At 36.6% G+C, this 21,264-nt stretch carries 23 protein-coding genes; 9 read left to right on the top strand and 14 right to left on the bottom strand.

What is annotated here, in order from left to right:
• Positions 1-58: 58 nt before the first annotated feature.
• From F598_RS15775 to obgE, 3 genes are read left to right on the top strand one after another with little or no spacing between them, the layout of a single operon-like run.
• On the top strand, positions 59-598 hold the full coding sequence (locus F598_RS15775; RefSeq protein ID WP_026302556.1) for a phosphoribosyltransferase family protein: 540 nt from the start codon (positions 59-61) through the stop codon (positions 596-598).
• Positions 591-1,163, top strand: a complete 573-nt coding sequence (locus tag F598_RS15770; protein ID WP_019038229.1) for an adenylate kinase — start codon at positions 591-593, stop codon at positions 1,161-1,163. The genes F598_RS15775 and F598_RS15770 overlap by 8 nt, the downstream gene beginning before the upstream one ends.
• Before the next feature lie 22 nt (positions 1,164-1,185).
• On the top strand, positions 1,186-2,196 hold the full coding sequence (obgE, locus tag F598_RS0106530) for a GTPase ObgE (protein WP_019038228.1): 1,011 nt from the start codon (positions 1,186-1,188) through the stop codon (positions 2,194-2,196).
• Between the two features lie 2 nt (positions 2,197-2,198).
• Here obgE and F598_RS0106525 read toward each other — a convergent pair whose 3' ends face one another.
• The gene (locus F598_RS0106525; RefSeq protein WP_019038227.1) at positions 2,199-3,347 is read right to left on the bottom strand and encodes a sensor histidine kinase; all 1,149 of its coding nucleotides are present in this window, start codon (positions 3,345-3,347) and stop codon (positions 2,199-2,201) included.
• Between the two features lie 116 nt (positions 3,348-3,463).
• Between F598_RS0106525 and F598_RS0106520 the strand changes: the two genes are divergently transcribed.
• The 4 genes from F598_RS0106520 (at position 3,464) to F598_RS15815 (ending at position 6,314) form a co-directional block, all read left to right on the top strand.
• The gene (locus tag F598_RS0106520; protein ID WP_019038226.1) at positions 3,464-4,624 is read left to right on the top strand and encodes a 5-(carboxyamino)imidazole ribonucleotide synthase; all 1,161 of its coding nucleotides are present in this window, start codon (positions 3,464-3,466) and stop codon (positions 4,622-4,624) included.
• Between the two features lie 4 nt (positions 4,625-4,628).
• Positions 4,629-5,108, top strand: a complete 480-nt coding sequence (purE, locus tag F598_RS0106515; protein WP_019038225.1) for a 5-(carboxyamino)imidazole ribonucleotide mutase — start codon at positions 4,629-4,631, stop codon at positions 5,106-5,108.
• Between the two features lie 55 nt (positions 5,109-5,163).
• The gene (locus F598_RS0106510) at positions 5,164-5,679 is read left to right on the top strand and encodes a DUF4136 domain-containing protein (protein WP_019038224.1); all 516 of its coding nucleotides are present in this window, start codon (positions 5,164-5,166) and stop codon (positions 5,677-5,679) included.
• A gap of 437 nt (positions 5,680-6,116) precedes the next feature.
• The gene (locus F598_RS15815; protein WP_425413766.1) at positions 6,117-6,314 is read left to right on the top strand and encodes a sulfotransferase; all 198 of its coding nucleotides are present in this window, start codon (positions 6,117-6,119) and stop codon (positions 6,312-6,314) included.
• Between the two features lie 4 nt (positions 6,315-6,318).
• Here the strand turns inward: F598_RS15815 and F598_RS0106500 are convergent, their stop codons facing one another.
• From F598_RS0106500 to dnaK, 9 genes are all read right to left on the bottom strand, one after another.
• The gene (locus F598_RS0106500) at positions 6,319-7,221 is read right to left on the bottom strand and encodes a Ppx/GppA phosphatase family protein (protein WP_019038222.1); all 903 of its coding nucleotides are present in this window, start codon (positions 7,219-7,221) and stop codon (positions 6,319-6,321) included.
• 3 nt (positions 7,222-7,224) lie between these two features.
• Complete coding sequence (gene ppk1 / locus F598_RS0106495) at positions 7,225-9,297, bottom strand: polyphosphate kinase 1 (RefSeq protein WP_019038221.1); 2,073 nt, start codon at positions 9,295-9,297, stop codon at positions 7,225-7,227.
• Positions 9,297-9,782 carry a SixA phosphatase family protein gene (locus tag F598_RS0106490; RefSeq protein WP_019038220.1) on the bottom strand — a complete coding sequence of 162 codons (486 nt, stop codon included), beginning with the start codon at positions 9,780-9,782 and terminating at the stop codon, positions 9,297-9,299. Before F598_RS0106490 ends, ppk1 begins: the two co-directional genes overlap by 1 nt.
• Position 9,783: 1 nt before the next feature.
• On the bottom strand, positions 9,784-10,434 hold the full coding sequence (gene pdxH, locus F598_RS0106485; protein WP_019038219.1) for a pyridoxamine 5'-phosphate oxidase: 651 nt from the start codon (positions 10,432-10,434) through the stop codon (positions 9,784-9,786).
• 57 nt (positions 10,435-10,491) lie between these two features.
• Positions 10,492-11,400, bottom strand: a complete 909-nt coding sequence (locus F598_RS0106480) for a ribonuclease Z (RefSeq protein ID WP_019038218.1) — start codon at positions 11,398-11,400, stop codon at positions 10,492-10,494.
• 4 nt (positions 11,401-11,404) lie between these two features.
• Positions 11,405-11,737, bottom strand: a complete 333-nt coding sequence (locus F598_RS0106475) for a hypothetical protein (RefSeq protein WP_019038217.1) — start codon at positions 11,735-11,737, stop codon at positions 11,405-11,407.
• Between the two features lie 61 nt (positions 11,738-11,798).
• A complete protein-coding gene (locus tag F598_RS0106470) occupies positions 11,799-12,749 on the bottom strand; it encodes an aspartate carbamoyltransferase catalytic subunit (protein WP_019038216.1) in 951 nt (316 codons plus the stop codon).
• Between the two features lie 8 nt (positions 12,750-12,757).
• Positions 12,758-13,297 (bottom strand): bifunctional pyr operon transcriptional regulator/uracil phosphoribosyltransferase PyrR, encoded by a 540-nt coding sequence (pyrR, locus tag F598_RS0106465; RefSeq protein ID WP_019038215.1) that lies wholly within the window; start codon positions 13,295-13,297, stop codon positions 12,758-12,760.
• A 171-nt stretch (positions 13,298-13,468) separates the two neighbouring features.
• Positions 13,469-15,379 carry a molecular chaperone DnaK gene (gene dnaK / locus F598_RS0106460; RefSeq protein ID WP_019038214.1) on the bottom strand — a complete coding sequence of 637 codons (1,911 nt, stop codon included), beginning with the start codon at positions 15,377-15,379 and terminating at the stop codon, positions 13,469-13,471.
• 186 nt (positions 15,380-15,565) lie between these two features.
• Between dnaK and F598_RS0106455 the strand changes: the two genes are divergently transcribed.
• The gene (locus tag F598_RS0106455; RefSeq protein WP_019038213.1) at positions 15,566-17,005 is read left to right on the top strand and encodes an L-serine ammonia-lyase; all 1,440 of its coding nucleotides are present in this window, start codon (positions 15,566-15,568) and stop codon (positions 17,003-17,005) included.
• An 83-nt stretch (positions 17,006-17,088) separates the two neighbouring features.
• Here F598_RS0106455 and F598_RS0106450 read toward each other — a convergent pair whose 3' ends face one another.
• The 4 genes from F598_RS0106450 to F598_RS0106435 all read right to left on the bottom strand — a co-directional run bounded on the left by F598_RS0106450 (position 17,089) and on the right by F598_RS0106435 (position 20,393).
• Entirely contained in the window at positions 17,089-18,021 is a 933-nt protein-coding gene (locus F598_RS0106450) for a peptidylprolyl isomerase (protein ID WP_019038212.1), read from the bottom strand.
• A gap of 78 nt (positions 18,022-18,099) precedes the next feature.
• Positions 18,100-18,645: a Smr/MutS family protein gene (locus tag F598_RS0106445; RefSeq protein WP_019038211.1), complete on the bottom strand. Its 546-nt coding sequence runs from the start codon at positions 18,643-18,645 to the stop codon at positions 18,100-18,102.
• Positions 18,635-18,844, bottom strand: a complete 210-nt coding sequence (locus F598_RS0106440; protein ID WP_019038210.1) for a hypothetical protein — start codon at positions 18,842-18,844, stop codon at positions 18,635-18,637. The genes F598_RS0106445 and F598_RS0106440 overlap by 11 nt, the downstream gene beginning before the upstream one ends.
• Positions 18,845-18,875: 31 nt before the next feature.
• Positions 18,876-20,393 carry a GH3 auxin-responsive promoter family protein gene (locus F598_RS0106435; protein ID WP_019038209.1) on the bottom strand — a complete coding sequence of 506 codons (1,518 nt, stop codon included), beginning with the start codon at positions 20,391-20,393 and terminating at the stop codon, positions 18,876-18,878.
• 70 nt (positions 20,394-20,463) lie between these two features.
• On the opposite strand from F598_RS0106435, the gene F598_RS0106430 reads away from it, so the two are divergent.
• Entirely contained in the window at positions 20,464-21,261 is a 798-nt protein-coding gene (locus tag F598_RS0106430; RefSeq protein ID WP_019038208.1) for a DUF2797 domain-containing protein, read from the top strand.
• The last annotated feature ends 3 nt before the right edge of the window (positions 21,262-21,264 follow it).

The following is a 21,264-nucleotide window of genomic DNA, read 5'->3' as shown; positions in this document are numbered from 1 at the left end:
ACATTCTCATCTAATAGGCAATGAATCCTTATATTTGCGGTTCATAAAATTTATGACCATGGTGAAGCTTCACGATTTGGAATTTGAACCTTATCTTGATCAACAGGCAATAGAATCTTCGGTAAAAATTATAGCTGAACACATTTATTCAGATTATCAATCTAAAACCCCAGTGTTTTTAGGAATCTTAAATGGAGCCTTTATGTTTTTATCGGATCTCATGAAGTTTTACAAAGGTGATTGTGAAATAAGCTTCACCAAACTGGCTTCCTACGAAGGTACCTCTTCAACTCAGAATATCAACACTTTACTTGGTGCCGGCAATCTGGAAGGAAAAGATGTGATAGTTGTCGAAGATATTGTAGACACTGGTCACACCTTAGAACATATTGTAGATGTATTGAAGACAGAACAAGTGGCCTCTTATAAGATAGCAAGTTTATTTTTTAAACCTGAAGCTTATTTAAAATCACTCCCTATCGATTATATAGGCTTAGAAATACCAAATAAATTTATTGTAGGCTACGGTCTGGATTATAATGGTTTAGGCAGAAACCTCTCAGAAATATACCAATTAAAACCGAACTTAAATGATTAATATAGTGCTCTTTGGCCCTCCCGGGGCAGGAAAAGGAACCCAGGCAGAACATCTTAAAGAAAAGTATAATCTCAAGCATATTTCTACCGGAGATTTATTTCGTTACAACATTAAAAACCAGACTGAATTAGGCTTATTGGCTAAATCTTATATCGATAAAGGTGCCCTGGTTCCTGATGAAGTCACTATCAAAATGCTGAATGCTAAAGTGGAACAGCACTTAGAAAGTAAAGGCTTTATATTTGACGGTTTCCCTAGAACTGAAGCTCAGGCAGTCTCATTGAATGAACTGATGGCTTCTAAAAATTCTCAAATTAATGCTATGATCGCTTTAGAAGTAGATGATGAAATTTTGGTAAATCGCCTATTGAAACGCGGTAAAACATCCGGAAGAAAAGATGATGCGAACGAAGACATTATCAGAAATAGAATAAAAGTTTATTACAACGAAACAGAAGTTCTAAAAGAGTTTTATAAAAAAGAGAATAAATATTACGGTGTAGACGGCGTTGGTTCTATTTCTGAAATCACCGACCGCATCAGTAAAGTGATTGACACATTATGAATACAGCACTTAGCTTAATACTATGACTGAAGGAAATTTTGTAGACTACATAAAACTCCATTTAAAATCTGGTAATGGTGGAAAAGGATCAGCGCACTTAAGACGGGAGAAATATATCCCTAAAGGTGGTCCAGACGGAGGAGATGGAGGCCGTGGAGGCCATATCATATTTAAAGCTAATAAAGATCTTTGGACGCTTTTTCATTTAAAGTTTAAAAGACATATCAAAGCGACCCATGGAGAGCACGGAAGCAAGCAAACCAGTACAGGGGCTGAAGGTGAAGATCAGTATATTGAGGTTCCCTTAGGGACTGTTTTAAGGGATACCAATACCAATGAGGTCATTAAAGAAATGACAGAGCATGGTGAGGAATATATTGCAGTAGAAGGGGGTATGGGTGGTAAAGGTAACGCTCACTTTAAGAGTTCTACTAACCAAACACCAAGATTTGCTCAGCCTGGAATACCTGGTGAAGAGAAAGATGTCACCTTAGAGTTAAAGCTTCTAGCAGATGTAGGCTTAGTAGGATTTCCAAATGCAGGAAAATCCACTTTGCTTTCTGTCATTACAGCGGCTAAGCCTAAGATCGCCAACTATGAGTTTACAACGCTCAAGCCCAATTTAGGCATTGTAAAATACAGAGATTATAAAACCTTTGTTGTTGCAGATATTCCAGGAATTATAGAAGGAGCTGCCGAGGGCAAAGGTCTTGGCTACCGATTTTTAAGACATATCGAAAGAAACTCAACTCTCTTGTTTCTTATTCCTGCAGATGCTCAGGATATAAAGCAACAGTATGAAATTCTTTTGGACGAATTGAGGCGATACAATCCAGAATTATTAGATAAATCCAGAGTGATTGCTATATCTAAAGCTGATCTTCTGGACGAGGAACTGAAAACGGAATTAGCAGAAGAAATTGAAAATGCTTTTGACCATATTCCCCATGTCTTTATTTCTTCGATTGCACAGCAGGGGTTACAGCCATTAAAAGATTTACTTTGGAAAACACTCAACGATGATAAAGAATAAGGTTAAGCCTTTGGAAGTTGAATTTCGAACGTAGTTCCTGCTTCTGGAGAGCTGGAAAGTACCTTTATCTTACCAAAATGATAATCTTCGATTATGCGCTTCGATAAAGATAGACCTAGACCCCAGCCTCTTTCTTTGGTTGAATAGCCAGGTTTAAAAATAGTCTTAAACTTCGATGCTGGAAGGCCTTTACCGGTATCGCTCACATGAATATTATAGGTCTTTTTATCTTCACATAGGGAGATTTTAAGTTGTCCTCTACCCTTCATGGCATCAATTGCATTTTTAGTCAAGTTTTCTATGGTCCAACTAAGCAATGTAGGGTTGAGTTTACAATATAAATCTTGATCGGGTAAGTCAATCGAAAATTGAATCAATTTAGAGCTTCTATGCTTTAGGTAATTATATGAATTTTCGACAGCCACATTTAAGCTTGAACGCTCTAGCGCTAAATTGGAACCAACTTTAGAGAAGCGTTCTGTGATGGTTTTCAGCCTATTGATGTCTTTCTCTATTTCAAGGATATACTCAGGATTAACATTCTCTGATCTTAAAATTTCCATCCAACCTACTAAAGAAGAAAGTGGGGTTCCTATTTGATGAGCAGTTTCTTTAGCCATTCCTGCCCATAACATATTTTTTTCGCTGTTTTTTGAAGTGATGTAGTAGACATAAATGATGCCTAATAGGAGAAACACTATCAATAAAAGAACAAAGGGATAGTATTTGATTTTGGTGAGCGTAGAAGAGTCTCCATAATATAGATACTGTTGTCCGGCATCACCCAAATCAATAATAATTGGTTCATTTTGCCCATTTACAGACTCAAAAAACTGCCTTAGTTTTAGAGAGTCATTTACAATAGGCTCTGGAATATTGTTTGTTTCCTGAAATTTACCATTTTCAGTAACGATAAACATTGGAATATTATTGACAGAATTTATGATTTCTAGTTCAAGATTTAAGTCTTGTTCTTCACCGGCTTTACCGATGGAAGCCTGAGCGGAAGACCATATTCTCATTTTCTCACGTTCTTCCTTTTTAATTCCTTCATAAAAGACTGAGATATTCCACACCACAATCCCTATGACAATTACCGAAACAAAAAGGATAAAATATCTAACCTTAACTGTACTTTCAAAAAATTTCATATTAGAAAATTACTGTAAGTATAATCAAAAACTAACAACTTTAATATTAACCGGCTAAAAATGAAAATATTTTAGAATTACTGTAGTCCAGTCTTTAAATCTATTATTTTCGTAAGATGAAACATTATTTTTCTTCAAATTTCAAATTAGGAATACTCGGCGGTGGTCAGCTAGGCAAAATGATGCTATACGACACCAGAAAGTTTGATATTCAAACCTACGTCATGGATCCAAGCCCAGAAGCACCTTCAAGAATAGCCTGTGATCATTTTCAAGTAGGAGATCTCATGAACTACGATAAGGTTGTTGAATTTGGAAAACAAGTGGACATACTCACTTTCGAAATAGAGTCTATTAACATTGAAGCACTAAAAGAACTTGAAGCATTGGGTAAAAAAGTATACCCTTCAGCTTCAACCCTTGAGAAGATTCAAAACAAAGGTGTTCAAAAACAGTTTTATCATTCCAACACCATTCCTACTGCTGATTTCTATATGATTTCTGATAAAAACTCACTAAAGCAAAAATTATCTAAAGGCGAAATAACTCTTCCTTTTGTCTGGAAAAGCACGACAGGAGGTTATGATGGCAAAGGTGTAAGTGTCATAAAAACTGAAACTGACCTGAATAAAATTCCTGATGTAGAATGTATTGTGGAAAGCCTAATAAATTTTGAAAAGGAAATAGCAGTTATCGTCGCCAGGAGTGCTTCTGGAGAAATTAAAACCTATCCAGTAGTCGAAATGGAATTTCATCCTGAAGCCAACCAGGTAGAATATGTTTTATGCCCCGCAAGAATCGAAAAAGAAACAGCTAGAAAAGCAAGGGAATTGGCTCATCTCGTTTCAAGCCGATTTGAACATGTTGGGTTACTGGCAGTAGAAATGTTCATCACCATCACCGGTGACGTTTTGGTGAATGAAGTAGCTCCTAGACCCCATAATAGCGGACATTTTAGCATTGAAGCAAGTTTTACAAATCAGTTTGAACAGCACATAAGAGCTATTTTAAATTTACCATTAGGCAGTACAGAAAACAAATCTAATTCGGTAATGGTCAACCTTGTAGGTGATGAGAACCATAAAGGAGAAGTTATTTATGATGGTATTGAAGAAATCATGAAGATGCCGGGAGTAACTCCCCATATTTATGGTAAAAAAGAAACCAGACCTTTTAGAAAAATGGGGCACGTCAATATTATTCATCCCGTACTAAATGAGGCTCGAAGCATTGCAGAACAAGTCAAATCAACCATAAAAGTTATATCAAAATCTTAACATTATGAATAAAGTTGCCGTAATCATGGGAAGCAAAAGCGACCTCCCTGTCATGCAAGAGGCTATCGATATCCTAAAAGACTTTAATATAGAGACAGAAGTAGACATAGTTTCTGCACACCGCACCCCGGAATACATGATGGAATTTGGAAAAAATGCGCATCATAATGATATTGATGTTATAATTGCTGGAGCCGGAGGTGCTGCTCACTTACCAGGCATGGTCGCATCCTTGACCCCTATTCCTGTCATTGGTGTGCCTGTAAAATCAAGTAATTCCATAGATGGCTGGGATTCTATTCTTTCTATTCTACAAATGCCTGGTGGAGTTCCTGTAGCGACAGTTGCTTTGGATGGCGCTAAAAATGCAGGAATTTTAGCAGCTCAAATCATAGGAGTTAAAGATCATAACATTAGAAGAGAACTGCTAGATTATATGGATAAACTTGAAGATAAAGTTCAAAAAATGAGGGATGAGCTTTAATATTTAATTAAAAAACTATCTCATTATCACCTAAATTTTTAACTTCAAATAAAAAATGAAAGCCGGTCTATATTTTGTTTTAATTGTAATCTTACTCAGCTCATGTAGTTCTCCTAAAGTCTTTACAGATTATGCCTCTGATGTAGACTTCGATGAATATAAATCCTTTGCTTTTTATGCTTTGGAAAATTCAGGCCTTGCTCCTCTGGATGAAGATAGAATATATGAAACTCTCCAGGATACACTCACCGCTAAAGGCTTTAAAGAAAAGCTAATTCCAGATTTTAAAATCAATTACTACGCTGAAGTGTTCAACCAAACCTCTAATAGTAATTTTGGCGTGGGTATTGGAGGCTACAATGGTGCAATAGGAGGAACTATTTCACCTCAAACTAGTAAAAGAAATATTGCACTCACTATAGAGTTTGCTGATGGGCTGACCAATAATCTTTTTTGGCAAGGTGTTGTTGAAGCCAGGTTCAAAGAGAACCTCAAAGGAAAGGAAAGAGCGGAATTTTTCAGAATGCTGGTAGGTAAAGTCCTAGAAAATTATCCGCCCGATAATAAGTAAACATTTTGTAGTTATCGACTACTCAGAAGTTTATCTATGAAATCAAAAAATTTTGCATTGCGCTAAATAAATCGGTACCTCACCTTGACAAAAGGCCCTTCAAATTTTAAAATTAAAAGCGTTTACTTTAGGGAAACGACTAGGATAGAAACATTAGAGACTTATCAAAACTAATATTTCTAAGAAAAAAGAATGTTATATCAGGTTGAGATCATTTCGATGCCTTCTAAGGTTGAGCATGATGAAACATCACATTTGATTGTTAAAAGATTTAATAACCAAAATCTAGGAAGTAAGTCCTTTTGAACTAGCAGAAATATTGACCATTGGTTGAAAAGCAGCAATGGTATATCTTTAAGGACTAAACTAGTTTAAAAAATAATAAATAAAAAACGCCAGGTTACAAGTTAAGAAAGTCTAATAAAAATTCTTGAAGGATTCTATTCAAATCATCAGACAAAAGATCTTCGAGTTTTGACTTCACCAAAAGTGACAGTTGGGAAAAACTTTGTTCATTTTCAGAAAGAGATATTCCAGATATTGAATTTCCAGCTAAGAACATTGAACCAAAAAGTCTAACTGCTATTGAAAAATCTAAACGGTTGCTTTTTCAAAAAATAAAACAACTGCTTTAAATCTCTATTCTGAACTATGTTTAGATTGATGGTAAAGCGCTTTTATAATACCATCCACCAATCCAATTTTAGGCACATGTACATTTTTAGCTTTGCTCCATTTCATCGCTGAGAGGTAGATTTTTGTCGCTGGAATAATGACATCTGCTCTATCTTCATTCATACTTAACTCCGTAATCCGCTCTTCGTAAGTCAATGAATTGAGTAATTGATAATAAGAACTTAGATAAAAGTAAGACAAAGGTTTCCCTACTTTTTTATTACTTGATTTAAATATATTATTTATATTTCCTCCAGAGCCTACCATCTCGATTCTTGAGTATGGCTTGGTGATAGCCTTTACCCATTGCTCTGCTTCTTCCCAAACCTCGTCACTGATTGTATTATTTAAAATTCTTACGGTACCCAGCTTAAAAGATCTAGATTCTATAGTTTTTCCTTCAGAAAAAAGAGTGAACTCTGTACTCCCGCCTCCTACATCCACATATAAATAAGTCTTATTGTCGTCTACTAAAGCGTGTAAATCTGTAGCTGCAATGATGGCGGCTTCATCAGATCCATCTATGATATCAATATCAATATCACACTGCTCGTCTATTTTTTTAGCAATAGCTTTTCCGTTATTTGCATCTCTCATAGCAGAAGTAGCACAGGCACGGTAAGCTTCAATTTTATGTGATTTCATTAACAGCTTAAATGCCTTCATAGTATCCAGCATTCGCTCTGTATTCTGCTCTGAAATATTGGATGTTGTAAACACATCCTGACCAAGTCTGATTGGAACCCTGACTAAAGATGTTTTTTTAAAGGTAACTGGTTTATTGTCCGGTTCCGTCACAGTTGAGATAAGAAGACGGACCGCGTTAGACCCAATGTCGATTGCCGCAAATTTTTTGATGGTAAGCATTATCTATTTTTTTTCTTCGGTAGGCATAAGTTTGTTCTGATAGTAAGTGTAAGTTTCAAATTGACTCCTAAATTCCTTTCCAGACTTTTTCCTGTAGGAGTTTTCCTTAGCTGCAGAAAAATCCCTCGCTTTTACATTGTCTTTCCAGCAAATTTCAAAAGTTTCTATCAGTTCTTCTTGTATGTCCTCATCATAGATTGGACAAGTCACTTCTACACGATGATCTATATTTCTAGTCATCCAGTCTGCTGATGAAATAAATACTTTAGGATGTTCTTCATTTTGGAAGATATAGAGTCTTGGGTGCTCCAGAAACTTATCGACTACACTTATGGATTCGATATTATCACTCATGCCTTTCACTTGTGGAAGTAAACAATTGATTCCTCTCACGATAAGCCTAATCTTAACCCCTGCTCGACTCGCTTCGTACAGTTTATCTATCATCCCATAATCTGAAAGACTGTTCATCTTAATGGAAATACCAGACTTCTTTCCCTCTTTATGGTTTAGAATCTCTTGGTCTACTAATTCAGAAAACTTGGCTCGAGTGTAATGTGGAGAGACTATAAGATGCTTGTAACGCTTTATTTTATAATTGACTTCAAAGAAATCAAAGACTTTATTAATATCCTTTAAAATTCCCTGATGGGAAGTAAATAAGGTATAGTCTGTATAGATTTTAGCAGTATTCTCATTGAAATTACCAGTACTGATGAATCCGTAATATTTGATTTTTTGATTTTCCAAACGTTCAATAATACAGGTCTTACAGTGGACTTTAAGGCCTGTCACTCCAAAAATAAGCTTCACTCCTTCTCGCTCCATTTTTTCGGCGTATTTGATATTATTAGCCTCATCAAATCTGGCCTGTAATTCAATAGACACGGTCACCCTTTTACCGTTTTTTGCTGCGTTTATAAGTGAGCTAGCAATATGTGAAACGGCTGCAAGCCGATAGATTGTAATTTTGATGGATTTCACTTTAGGATCTAATGCAGCTTCTCTTAAAAATTTGACTGTGTATGAAAAGGTCTGGTAAGGAACATATTGAAGAAAGTCTTTTTTTGAAATTTGATCCAATAAGCTTCCCTGAATGTGCAGACCAGGAATAGGCAATGGCTCTATTTTCTCGTATAGCAGATGCTTAGCACCTAAATCTGGAAAATTCATATAATCTCTTCTATTGTGATATCTCCCCCCAGGAATTAAACTATCAGTCGAATCAATTTCCATTTTTTTTAGTAGAAAATCTAAAGTGTCTTGCTCAATTTCCTTATCATAGACGAAGCGAACAGGATCTCCTTCTATTCTATCTTTGACGCTGTCCATTAACTTTTCAATGTAACTCTTACTTAAGTCTCCTTCCAAATCTAGCTCGGCATCTCTTGTAATCTTAATCATATGAGCTGAAATACTCGTATAGTCGAAAATATTGAAAATCACACTTAAATTATGTCGTATCACATCATCCAATAGCATAATGTACTTCTTCCCATCTGTGGAAGGCAGAACCACAAATCGCTCTACACTCGACGGTATTTCTATCAATATGTAGCGGTTAGACAGTCTATCTTTTTCAAACTGAACCATCTTCACAGCCAAATAAGCTTTAGAATCCTTGAGATTAGGAACTTTGTCGATATCATTTAACATGATGGTAACTAAAGCTGGACTGACCTTTTGAAGAAAAAATTCTTTTAAAAATTTAGCATGTTCTGAGCTTACTTCATTTTCGTCTATGATATAAATATCATGATGCTTAAGCTCTTCTTGAATAGATGCTAAAATCTCAAGGCTTTCAGCCTGTTTTTTTATAACTATCTGGGTGATTTCTTTCAATAAACGACCTGCATTGAAACCGCCCAAAACCTTTTTACCTGCTTTTCCAGCAAGATCAATACGCTTGACAGTAGCATAGCGTACCTTGAAAAACTCATCCAAATTATTTGAGAAAATACCTAGGAATCTAAGGCGCTCAATTAATGGAACACTGGGATCTGCAGCTTCCTGCAGTACTCTTTGATTGAACTTTAACCAACTTAATTCTCTGTTATCGTATTTATTTTCTCGCATTAGCGCAAATATTTTGGGAACAAGTATAAATGTGTTTTTCCTTTTTCTAAAACCTTCCAATTGTCCACATTAAATTCAATACTTACTAATCCAGTGGTTGGTAAATTGTCGATAGGAAGACTTCCTAACATATTGACCAGGAAGGTATAAGCAGGATTATGGCCAAAAATCATCACATTCTCAAACTCGTTATTAAGATTCTTTATAAAATTTAAAACTTCATCAGAATTAAATGTATATAGCTCTGACACAATTTCAAAACGCTGATCTGAAATTTCTAATCCATTCTTAAATAATTCAGCTGTAGTTTTTGCTCTTTGAGCGGGACTGGAAAATACCATAACTTCAAATGTCAAGTGAGCTTTGAAAGCAGAAATTACATGATCTGCGTCATTATATGCTCTCTTTTTTAAAGGACGATCAAAATCTATAACATCATAATCCCATGAAGACTTACCGTGTCTTACAAATATGAGTCGTTTCATATTAAGGTGCTAAACGTTCTATTTTCCAGTCTAGGTCTGCTTCTGTTCTGGAAAACAAAAACCTATCGTGAAGCCGGTTAGGTCGGCCTTGCCAAAATTCTATAGTTGCTGGTTTTACTAAAAAACCTCCCCAGTTTTTAGGCCGTGGAACTTCCCGGTTTTCGTATTTGTTTTCTAAAGATGATAATTCATCTTCCAGTACTTGTCGATTTTTGATAACACTGCTTTGGTTGGAAACTAACGCTCCAAGCTGACTACCCTTTGGCCTGGAAGCAAAATAGTTATCAGAGACATTTTCATCGACCATTTTTGCAGTTCCTTTAATGATTACCTGTCGCTCTGTATTAGGCCAAAAGAAAGACAGGCAGGTTTTAGGATTATCTAAAAGAGCTTTTCCTTTTTCACTGTCATAATTGGTGTAGAAGACAAATCCATTCTCATCGTATGATTTTAAAAGAACTATTCTGCTTTTTGGGAAGCCGTCACTACCAATGGTAGAGACTGTCATAGCATTGGCCTCATCAACTCCACCATATTTTTCAACATCATGAAACCATGATCTAAATTGTTGAAATGGGTTGTCGTCTAAATTTTCACGTATGAGGCTCGACTTTTCATAAGATTTTCTGTAATCGTGTAACTTATTTTCCATTTAAGCAAATTAGAAAATTAAAGACTTAAGCGCAACTGAATTTATAAAAGTTTGAGATTATTCGTATCTAAAGATTTTACCGCTTTCTGCAACTTCTACATTATCAAAAACAACCTCAGCCTCCTTTTTGAATAATGACAAATCTTTATATCTGGCAGAAAAGTGACCTAAGACAAGTTTATTTACTTTGGCTTTTTGCGCAATAATTCCTGCCTGTAAAGCAGTGGAGTGTTTTGTTTTATCACATAATTGTTCCTGATCTTGCAAAAATGTTGACTCATGATATAAAAGCGTTGTCCCTTCAATCTGAGGCACTATATCAGGCTTAAAAGCAGTATCGCTACAAAACGCATAGCTGGGTGGCATTTTAGGGTCTTCTGTCACCATTTCACTTTTAACCACTTCACCAGTTTTGGAAACGACATCTTTTCCTTTCACAAGGCTTTTATAATAGGCTTTATCAATGTCATACTCAAGTACTTTATCAATTAGCAGTTTGCGGTCCCCAGGCTTGGCTTTAAAGAGAAATCCATTGGTGTAAACGCGATGGGATAACGGAATTGTTTCAACAGTCAACTTGTCATTTTCTAAAATAAGTTCTGAATCCGTGGACGTGAGGTGATGATAAATTATTGGATAGGAAGTGAAGGCCTGACTAGCTTTTAGCTGGATGTTGATTATATCCTCAAGTTGCTTTGGTCCGTGAATATGAAGCTCTGCTGTTCTACTTAGTAAGCTGAAAGTAGATAAAAGGCCAATAAGTCCAAAATAATGATCGCCATGAAGGTGTGAGATAAAGATATGCCGTATTCTAGAAAATTTAATTTTGTGTTTCCTGAGTAAGACTTGCGTACCTTCCCCACAATCAATAAGCATCAATTCGCCATTTATATCCAGTATTTGTGAAGTAGGGTGAGCATTAGCTCTGGGAGTGGCCGAATGACAGCCTAAAATCATGAGTTGCATCATATCAAAAGCCCAAATCTCTCTCTATTTCTTCTAAACCAATCAAATCTTCTGCTTCCTGCAACGTAGGGACAACATGAATTTCATCGGGAACAGCGTCAATATTGATTGTATCATTGACTACGACCAGAGACTTTTTCCCTTTTCTATGGGTAAAAGAGAGTTCCAAAAATTTTAGTAATTCCTCTAAATTAAGTTTACCGTATTTTTGAATATCAATGACCACATTTTCATTTTCAAAGCTTTTTTGAATTTTCGTTAGGTACTGTGCAAAATCTACGACATCATCTTTTTGATCTCTAAGAATGATATAATTATCTTTTTTTTCAGTATGCATTGTTATGAGTTTCTTGTCTTAATAGCCTATAAATTTCAAAATCAGATTCAAAAATTGCTATCTAATGATGTGGCTTACCTTCGTGATTTTTAATTTTTGATGCGATTAAATAAATGATCGCCATCCTGATGGCAACACCATTTTCAACTTGATTGAGGATTATAGAATGTTCGGAATCCGCTACATCACTGGTAATTTCTACCCCTCGATTAATAGGTCCGGGATGCATTATTGTAATAGGTTTGCTAAGTGTGTCTAGCAAGGATTTATTGATCCCGTATTGCTGAACATATTCTCGTGTACTTGGGAAATAGGTGTAATCCATACGTTCGTTTTGAACTCTAAGCATATTGGCAATATCACACCACTCCAAAGCTTTAATCAGGTTAGGTTCAACCTTAACACCTAGGCTTTCAATATGTCTAGGAATCAATGAATTTGGACCGCAAACCTTTACCTCCGCACCTAGTTTTTTCAAAGTAAAAATATTGCTTAAAGCTACTCTAGAGTGCAAAATATCACCTACAATCACAATTTTTTTACCTGCAATTTGGCCATACTTTTCTCTAATGGAAAAAGCATCAAGCAAGGCTTGAGTAGGATGTTCGTGGGCTCCATCTCCTGCGTTAATAATACTAGCTCCAATGTGCTGAGATAAAAACACGCCTGCTCCTGGATTGGGATGACGCATTACCACCATATCCACTTTCATCGCTAGAATATTGTTGACAGTGTCTACCAGAGTCTCCCCTTTGTTTACTGAAGATGAGGCAGCGGAAAAATTTATAACATCGGCACTGAGACGTTTTTCAGCAAGTTCAAAAGATAGTCGAGTACGAGTGCTGTTTTCAAAAAAAAGATTAGCAATGGTAATGTCTCTTAAACTTGGAACTTTTTTGATAGGTCTATTGATCACCTCTTTAAACTGATCTGCAGTTTCAAAAATGAGGTGAAGATCCTCCTCTTTTAAATATTTAATTCCTAGTAAATTTGAAACACTAAGTTCTTTCATGGATACATTCAATTTTTCAAAAGATATATTGCATCTTCTCCATCATTTTCCTTCCAGCATACCTTAACGTGCTCGTTATTAATAGCATCAACTTTTCTACCATTATAATCGGGTTGAATCGGCAAATCTCTACTAAATCGCCTGTCAATTAAAGTTAATAATTCAATTCTGGATGGTCTCCCAAATGATTGAAGGGCAGTTAAAGCAGCTCGAATGCTTCTACCGGTATATAAAACATCATCAATTAAAACAACTCGTTTATTTTCTACGATGAAATCTATATCTGTTTCGTTCGCTCTTAATACTTTATCGCCTCTTCTAAAATCATCTCTATAAAATGTAATATCTAATTTACCGTATGGGATATTTTGCAAGTTATACTCATCCTCTAATATCTTATGAAGTCGATCTGCAAGAAAGCTACCTCTGGGCTGAATTCCTATGAGAACAGAACTTTCGAAGTTCTTATGATTTTCAACAAGTTGACAAGCTAAACGTTGGAGTATGATATCAATTTCTTTAGTGTTGAGAATCAATTTTTGGCTCATCAGTAGAATTTCAGGTATAAAAACAAAAGTAATTAAAAATCATTAACCTAGAGAGGTTTAAGTCTTGGTATTATGAAGAGTGAATTGATCTGTGAGATTATTTTTTGTCAACATAAGACAAAAAAAACCGCTCTCTCTTGAGAGCGGTTTAAAATTTAACTTAACTGATGCTTACTTTACTTCCTCGAAGTCTACGTCTTCAACATCGCTATCATCATTACTATTAGAACTGCCCGCATTCTGTCCTGGATCTTGAGCTCCACCTCCTTGCTGGGCTTCTGCCTGAGCTTTGTACATTTCTTCGGATACGGTTTTCCATGCCTCATTTAACTTATCTAAAGCTGGAGTAATTTTCTCCAATTCTTTAGTTTCGTAAGCCGCTTTCAATTCTTCTAGCGCCTCTTCAATTGGCTTTTTCTTATCTTCAGAAATCTTGTCACCAAATTCCTTCATTTGACTCTCAGTTTGGAAAATCATAGCATCTGCCTCGTTCAGCTTATCTACTTTTTCCTTCGCTTTTTTGTCTGCCTCAGCATTTGCTTCAGCTTCCTGCTTCATTTTTTCGATTTCTTCTTCTGTTAAACCAGATGAAGCTTCAATTCTGATGTCCTGTGATTTTCCAGTTGCTTTATCTGTAGCACTTACTTTTATAATACCATTGGCATCAATATCGAAAGTCACTTCAATTTGTGGTACACCTCTTTTTGCTGGAGGGATACCGTCTAAGTGAAATCTACCAATTGTTTTGTTATCAGTGGCCATAGGACGTTCACCTTGCAACACATGTATTTCTACACTTGGCTGATTATCTTGAGCTGTAGAAAATACCTGAGATTTTTTAGAAGGAATAGTTGTATTGGCTTCAATCAACTTGGTCATTACGCCTCCCATAGTTTCAATACCTAAAGAAAGAGGAGTTACATCTAGTAATAATACATCCTTTACATCTCCAGTCAATACACCTCCTTGGATACCTGCTCCAATGGCGACTACTTCATCAGGATTTACACCTTTACTTGGTTTTTTACCAAAGAAGTCTTCTACTGCTTTCTGTACTGCTGGAATACGAGTAGAACCACCAACAAGAATAACCTCATCGATATCGCTTGTATTAAGTCCAGCAGCTTTTAATGCTTTTTCGCAAGGCGTAATCGTTCTTTTAACAAGGTCTGAAATGAGTTGCTCAAATTTAGATCTTGAGAATGTTCTTACCAAGTGCTTTGGTCCACTTTGGGTAGCCGTAACATATGGTAGATTAATTTCAGTAGAATTTGAAGATGATAATTCGATTTTAGCTTTCTCTGCAGCTTCTTTCAATCTTTGAAGTGCCATCGCATCTTTTCTAAGATCAATATCTTCATCTTTGATGAATTCTTCAGCTAACCAGTCAATAATAACCTCATCTACATCATCACCACCAAGGTGTGTATCACCATCGGTTGCAAGTACTTCAAATACGCCGTCTCCTAGTTCTAAAATAGAAACATCATGTGTACCACCACCAAAGTCAAATACAGCAATTTTTTGGTCTTTATCCTTTTTGTCGAGTCCGTAAGCAAGTGCAGCAGCAGTAGGTTCATTAATAATTCTACTGACTTTTAAACCTGCAATCTCTCCAGCTTCTTTAGTCGCTTGTCTTTGAGAATCGTTGAAGTAAGCGGGAACGGTTATCACAGCTTCGGACACTTCTTGACCTAAGTAATCTTCGGCCGTTTTTTTCATTTTTTGTAGTACCATAGCAGATAGCTCTTGTGGAGTATACATTCTTCCATCTACATCTACTCTCGCAGTATCGTTCTCTCCCTTTACTACTTTATAAGGAACTCTGTCTACTTCTTTAGTAGATTCAGAAAATTTGTTACCCATAAATCTTTTAATGGAAGAAATCGTTTTTTCTGGATTGGTTACTGCTTGTCGTTTTGCAGGATCTCCAACTTTAATTTCCCCTCCTTCAACAAAGGCAATTACAGATGGAGTTGTTCTCTTACCTTCAGCATTAGGAATTACTGTTGGCTCATTACCTTCCATCACAGAAACGCAAGAGTTGGTTGTTCCTAAATCTATACCTATAATCTTACTCATAATTATTAGTTTTCGTTCTTAATATTTGTATTTGCTATACAAAAGTCAATCTTTATGCCATGACAAAAGGTATGACATACTGTCACTTCAAACCTTAGGATTATAACTTAGTATTTTGAAGCATTATGAATATAATCTCGAAAAAAACTTGAATATTTGTAATTCCTTAAATAAAGCTTGAATCGAATGAAAAAAATTGAATGTATTAGCGTATTTGATATGTTGAAAATTGGCGTGGGTCCCTCGAGTTCTCATACACTCGGACCCTGGCGAGCTTCTCAACGCTGGATTGATGAGCTAAAAGAGGATAAGCTTATAGATAGTATCGAGAAAATCGAAATTCTTTTATATGGTTCTTTATCCTTAACGGGGAAAGGACATGCCACAGATATCGCAGCTATTTTAGGGCTTTGTGGTCATGACCCTGTCACAATGGACATCAGTCATATCGATATTGAAATAGATCGAGTTAAAAATGAAGGTCGCCTCAATTTCGATGATTCAAGATTCATCCCTTTTGATTTTGATAAGGATGTGGTTTTCAAAAAAGACTTTAAAGAATTTCATCCCAACGGCATCACTTACCTGGGATATTTAAATAGCGGAGAGACGGTAGAATCGACATTCTATTCTATTGGGGGAGGCTTTGTCGTAAAGGAAGAGCGTGAAAATGCGAAGCAAAAACAAGAAGAATTCAAGAGTTTTCCGTTTCAGATCAATTCAGCCTTAGAGTTGGTAGAGCACTGTAAAAGGGAGCAAAAAATAATTTCTGAAATTGTGCTGGAAAATGAATTGTCCTTAAGGGATGAAATTGAAATCGATTCTGGCTTAAAGAAGGTCTGGGAAACCATGCTGGAATCCATGTATATTGGCTGTCATACCGAGGGTATCCTTCCTGGTGGTCTTAATGTAAGCCGAAGAGCTGCCAAGATGAACAAAAAACTCTTAGAAGACAAATTTGAAACTTACACAACTCCTCAAGAATGGTTGGAAACCATAAGGACAAAAGAGGTCAAGTTTAGACAGATTTTACAATGGGTGAGCTGTTTTGCTATATCTGTTAATGAAGTCAATGCTTCACTTGGTCGAGTAGTGACTGCTCCTACCAATGGGAGTTCTGGAACCCTCCCCGCAGTGATGATGTATTATATGGTAATTGAAAACCATGCGGCTACATTTGAGGATTTAAAGCGCTTTATGCTGGTAGCTGGAGAAATAGGTAGTCTTTTCAAAAAAGGAGCGACCATCTCTGCGGCAATGGGTGGCTGTCAGGCAGAAATCGGAGTATCCTCAGCGATGGCTGCCGGTGCACTCACTGAACTTATGGGAGGTACACCAGAGCAGGTTCTTATGGCCAGTGAAATTGCTATGGAACACCACCTGGGCATGACCTGCGACCCTATTGCAGGTCTGGTTCAAATCCCCTGTATAGAACGCAACGCCATGGGAGCCATCAAAGCTATTAACGCTGCTGAAATCGCTATGGAATCTGATGCTACCAAGGCTAAAGTCCCTTTAGATAAAGTCATTGCTACAATGTGGGATACTGCACAGGACATGACGTCGAAGTATAAAGAGACCTCAGAAGGCGGCCTAGCTATTAAAGTAAACATGAGTGATTGCTAAGAAAAACTCTATAAAATTAGACCTCACAGTCCCTTATGCATTAGGGACTGTGAGGTCTAAATTTTCTAAGATTTTGAAATATGTTACTTGATATCCACCAATTCCAAGTCAAAAATTAAAATCGAATTCGCTGGAATCACTCCACCCACTTCTCTATCACCGTAAGCTAAGTGTGGAGGAATGACAAATTGTGCTTTAGTCCCTTGATTCAATAATAACAGTCCTTCATCCCAGCCTTCAATAACATGACCAGCGCCTACAGGAAATTCGATAGGTTGTTTTCTCTTGTAAGATGAATCGAACACAGTACCATCCTCCAAGCTTCCCTTGTAATGAACACTCACGGTTTGGCCTTTCTTTGGTTTCGCCCCAGAACCTTTGTTGATGATTTGATAGCGCAAACCGCTTTCAGTTTCCTTATAACTTTTTGAAATTTCATCCAACTTTCTTGCAGCTTCCGCTTTGAGCTCAGCTTCTCTTTCAGCTTTGGAAGCATTAAATTTTTCAAAACTTTTCACTGCATCAAAGGCTTTAGCCTCTTCACCAACACGCTCTATTTCTACTGAATTTAAATCATCTTTCATCTTGATGCTATCGACAACGTCTTGTCCTTGAACTACATAACCAAATACAGTATGCTTGCCATCCAGCCAAGGTGTTGGTTCATGCGTGATGAAAAATTGACTCCCGTTAGTGCCAGGGCCAGCATTAGCCATAGATAAAACTCCAGATTGATTATGTTTCAATTCAGGATGAATTTCATCATCAAACTGATAGCCAGGCCCACCTGTTCCATTACCTTGAGGATCCCCACCTTGAATCATAAAATTATCGATCACTCTGTGAAACACAAGACCGTCGTAATATGGAGTACCAAGATCTTTAGCTGAATTTTGAATTTTCCCTTCTGCGAGTCCAACAAAGTTGCCAACCGTTCCAGGAGTTTTATCGTGAGTTAGTTTAACTGTGATTTTTCCTTTTGCCGTATTAAAATGAGCATATAATCCGTTTTCCATAAATTTATTTTTTTGCAAATTTAAGATTTAATCTAGTTTACAAAGAATCAAATTGGGTTTTAAACAAATGAAGGAGAATTAGCTATCGTAAATATAAATTTCAGTAGCCCCTAAACCATATTTTTGATAATCGGCATCATAACTTTCTATCTGGTCGTAGCGTCTAAAAAGCGTTTGGAGTTCAGCTTTTAGTACCCCCTGCCCTACGCCGTGAATAAACACAATACGCTTAATACGTTTCTCAATGGCAAAATCTATTTTTCGCCTGCTGTGCTCCAACTGTAGATTGAGCATTTCATAATTGCTCAGATGCGAGGTTTTATCGACCAGATTGTGAATATGCAGGTCTACTTCCATGGCAGGCTGTTGGCGCTTGGGCTTTGGTGAAGGTCCTTTTCTTTTAGGGTTGAGATCTGAATTTACTTTCTGAAGCAAATTATCATCCTGGAAATCAATATCAAGATTTCCTTTGATCTTGACAAGCAGGTTTGAGGGCACTTTCATTTCAAAACCGTCCGAAGTTTCAAAAGTTATACCATCCCTTTCCACTAAGGTGACATGACCCGAGACATCGTCGTCTAAAAGCTCAACCTTATCCCCTATTTCAAAAGACTTACTGCTCATCGGAGGTGGAATTATCGTCGTCTTTAGGATTATCACTTGCCCATTGTTTGGTAGAGTTATATAAACCTAACATCAACACCACAAGGCCACCAACTTTAAGATAAACATTTTCGTTTTTCCCCGTTAAATCATAGATAATCATAATAGCACCTATGATAATAAAAGCAGTATAAATAGCTTGTTTTTTGGTATTGATCATTACAGAAAATTTTCAACCCACAAAGATAAACTCAATTTTTATTAAGAGCCAACAATTCCTCTAAGTGTTGCCTGTTATTAGACAATCTAGGAATTTTATGTTGCCCTCCCAATTTGTTATGTGTTTTTAACCAACATTGAAATAAGTTGGGTTTAGCCTGATGAATTTTTAAGAGATCTAAAGTCATATTATTATAGCGCTTGGCTTCGTAGTCACTATTGATGGCCTGAAGGTTTAAATCTAGACGTTTTTGAAATTCAGCTAGATCAGCTGGTGGGGTTTTGAACTCAAGCATCCACTCGTGAGCTCCTTTTTGTGATCCTTCCATAAATACAGGAGCTGCCGTATACTCCATCACCTCACAGTTTAGCTCGCTTGCAGTTTTCTTTATGGCTGTTTCCGCATTTTCGATGATTAATTCTTCACCAAAGGCATTGATGTGATGTTTTGTTCTACCTGTGACTCTTATTCGGTAAGGATTTAAAGAGGTAAATCTAACCGTGTCTCCTATTTTATACCTCCATAAGCCTGAGTTTGTGGTGATAACAATAGCGTAGTTTTTCCCAATTTCAACTTGAGCCAGGCTTATCACTTTTTCCTGGGCTGATCCATAAGTGGACATGGGAATAAATTCAAAGAAAATTCCATAATCCAGCATCAACAATAAATCATTAGAATCATTTTGATCTTGAACGGCAAAGAAACCCTCCGAAGCATTGTAGATTTCATAATACTTCATCTTTTTTGAAGGAATGAGCTCTTGATATTGATTTCTGTAAGGTTCGAAACTTACGCCGCCATGAAAATAAACCTCAAGATCTGGCCAAACTTCTGAGATAGAAGACTTACCAGTGGTTTTTAGGACATCGTTTAAAAGCACAAGCATCCAGGAAGGAACTCCTGCCAAACTCGTTACTTTTTCTTTGATGGTTTCATCTACAATCGCCTGCATTTTAGTTTCCCAATCACTCATCAATGAGACCTCATTGCCTGGCGTGCTGCTAAAACTTGCCCAGAACGGCATATTATAAATAAGCAAAGCAGACAAGTCTCCATAAGACGTCCCTTTATCTTGATATATTTCCTTACTCCCACCCAGTCTTAAGCTTTTACCCGTAAATAATTTCGAATCCGGATTATTATTGAGATAAATACATAATAAGTCCTTACTAGCTGCGTAATGACAATCTTCTAAAGCTTCCTGACTCACAGGAATAAATTTACTTTTGGAACTTGTGGTCCCACTGGATTTAGCAAACATTGAAATTGGATTGGGCCATATGATGTTGGATTCCCCCTGTCTGCATCTTTCAAAGGTAGCTTCCAGATCCTCGTAAGATTGAACAGGGACACGTACTGAAAAAGTATCGTAATTTTTTATTTCACTAAAGCCATAAATTTTACCAATTTCCGTATTTTGGGCTTTAGATAATAAGTCCATCAATAATTCATTTTGAACCTCATTTGGATGTTTTTTAAACAATTCCATGTGATGAATCCTTTTTTTAAGAATCCAAGAGGCTATTGAATTAACAATTGGTATGGGCATCTTTTAACAACTTTAAATTTGAAAGCCTATTACAGGTAGTAGGTTTTGAATTTATCAAACATAATAAAAAATGCAATATAGAGGAGTCTTAAGGAAAATGAAAACAGAGAATAACGAAGAGGTCGATTATTTTTTAGAATTTGAGAACGATGTAGTCCATCTTAATCAGCTCCTAGATAGGGAAATAGCTTTTTATTTTGTAGAGTACCAGTGCCTGAATTGTAAAAAAAATAAAAAGATATTTAGACAGGGGTTTTGTTATGATTGTTTTCAGGAGATTCCAAATGCAGGAGATTGGATCATGCATCCCGAACAGAGTAAGGCGCATCTAGATGAAGAAGACCGGGATTTAGAGTATGAGAAAAAAGTACAATTACAACCCCATATCGTTTACCTGGCTAACTCTAGTAACATAAAAGTGGGAGTTACCCGAAAAAGTCAGATTCCAACCCGGTGGATCGATCAAGGTGCTCATGAGGCTATTGCCATTTTAGAAACTCCAAATCGCTATTTAGCTGGGATTACTGAAGTAGCTTTAAAAAAACACGTGGCAGACAAAACCAATTGGAGAACCATGCTTAAAAATGAGATTGAAGATAAAAACCTGGTCCAGGAACGAGAAAAGCTGAAAGAATTTATACCGGACGAAGCTTCAGATTATTATTTAGCATCAAGCGAAGAATACCAAATCAATTTCCCGGTGATCGACTACCCCAAAAAGCTCAAAAGTCTCAACCTTGAAAAAAATAACACCTATAAAGGAAAGCTAAAAGGGATTAAAGGTCAATATTTAATATTTGAAAACGACATCGTCTTCAATATTAGAAATAGTGAAGGCTATGTGGTCGACTTTGAGATACATCCATAAACA

The organism is Psychroflexus tropicus DSM 15496 (assembly GCF_000378765.1).
GTDB lineage: Bacteria > Bacteroidota > Bacteroidia > Flavobacteriales > Flavobacteriaceae > Psychroflexus > Psychroflexus tropicus.
The sequence above is the reverse complement of the archived record's forward strand: the minus strand, read 5'-3'. Positions and strand labels throughout refer to the sequence as shown.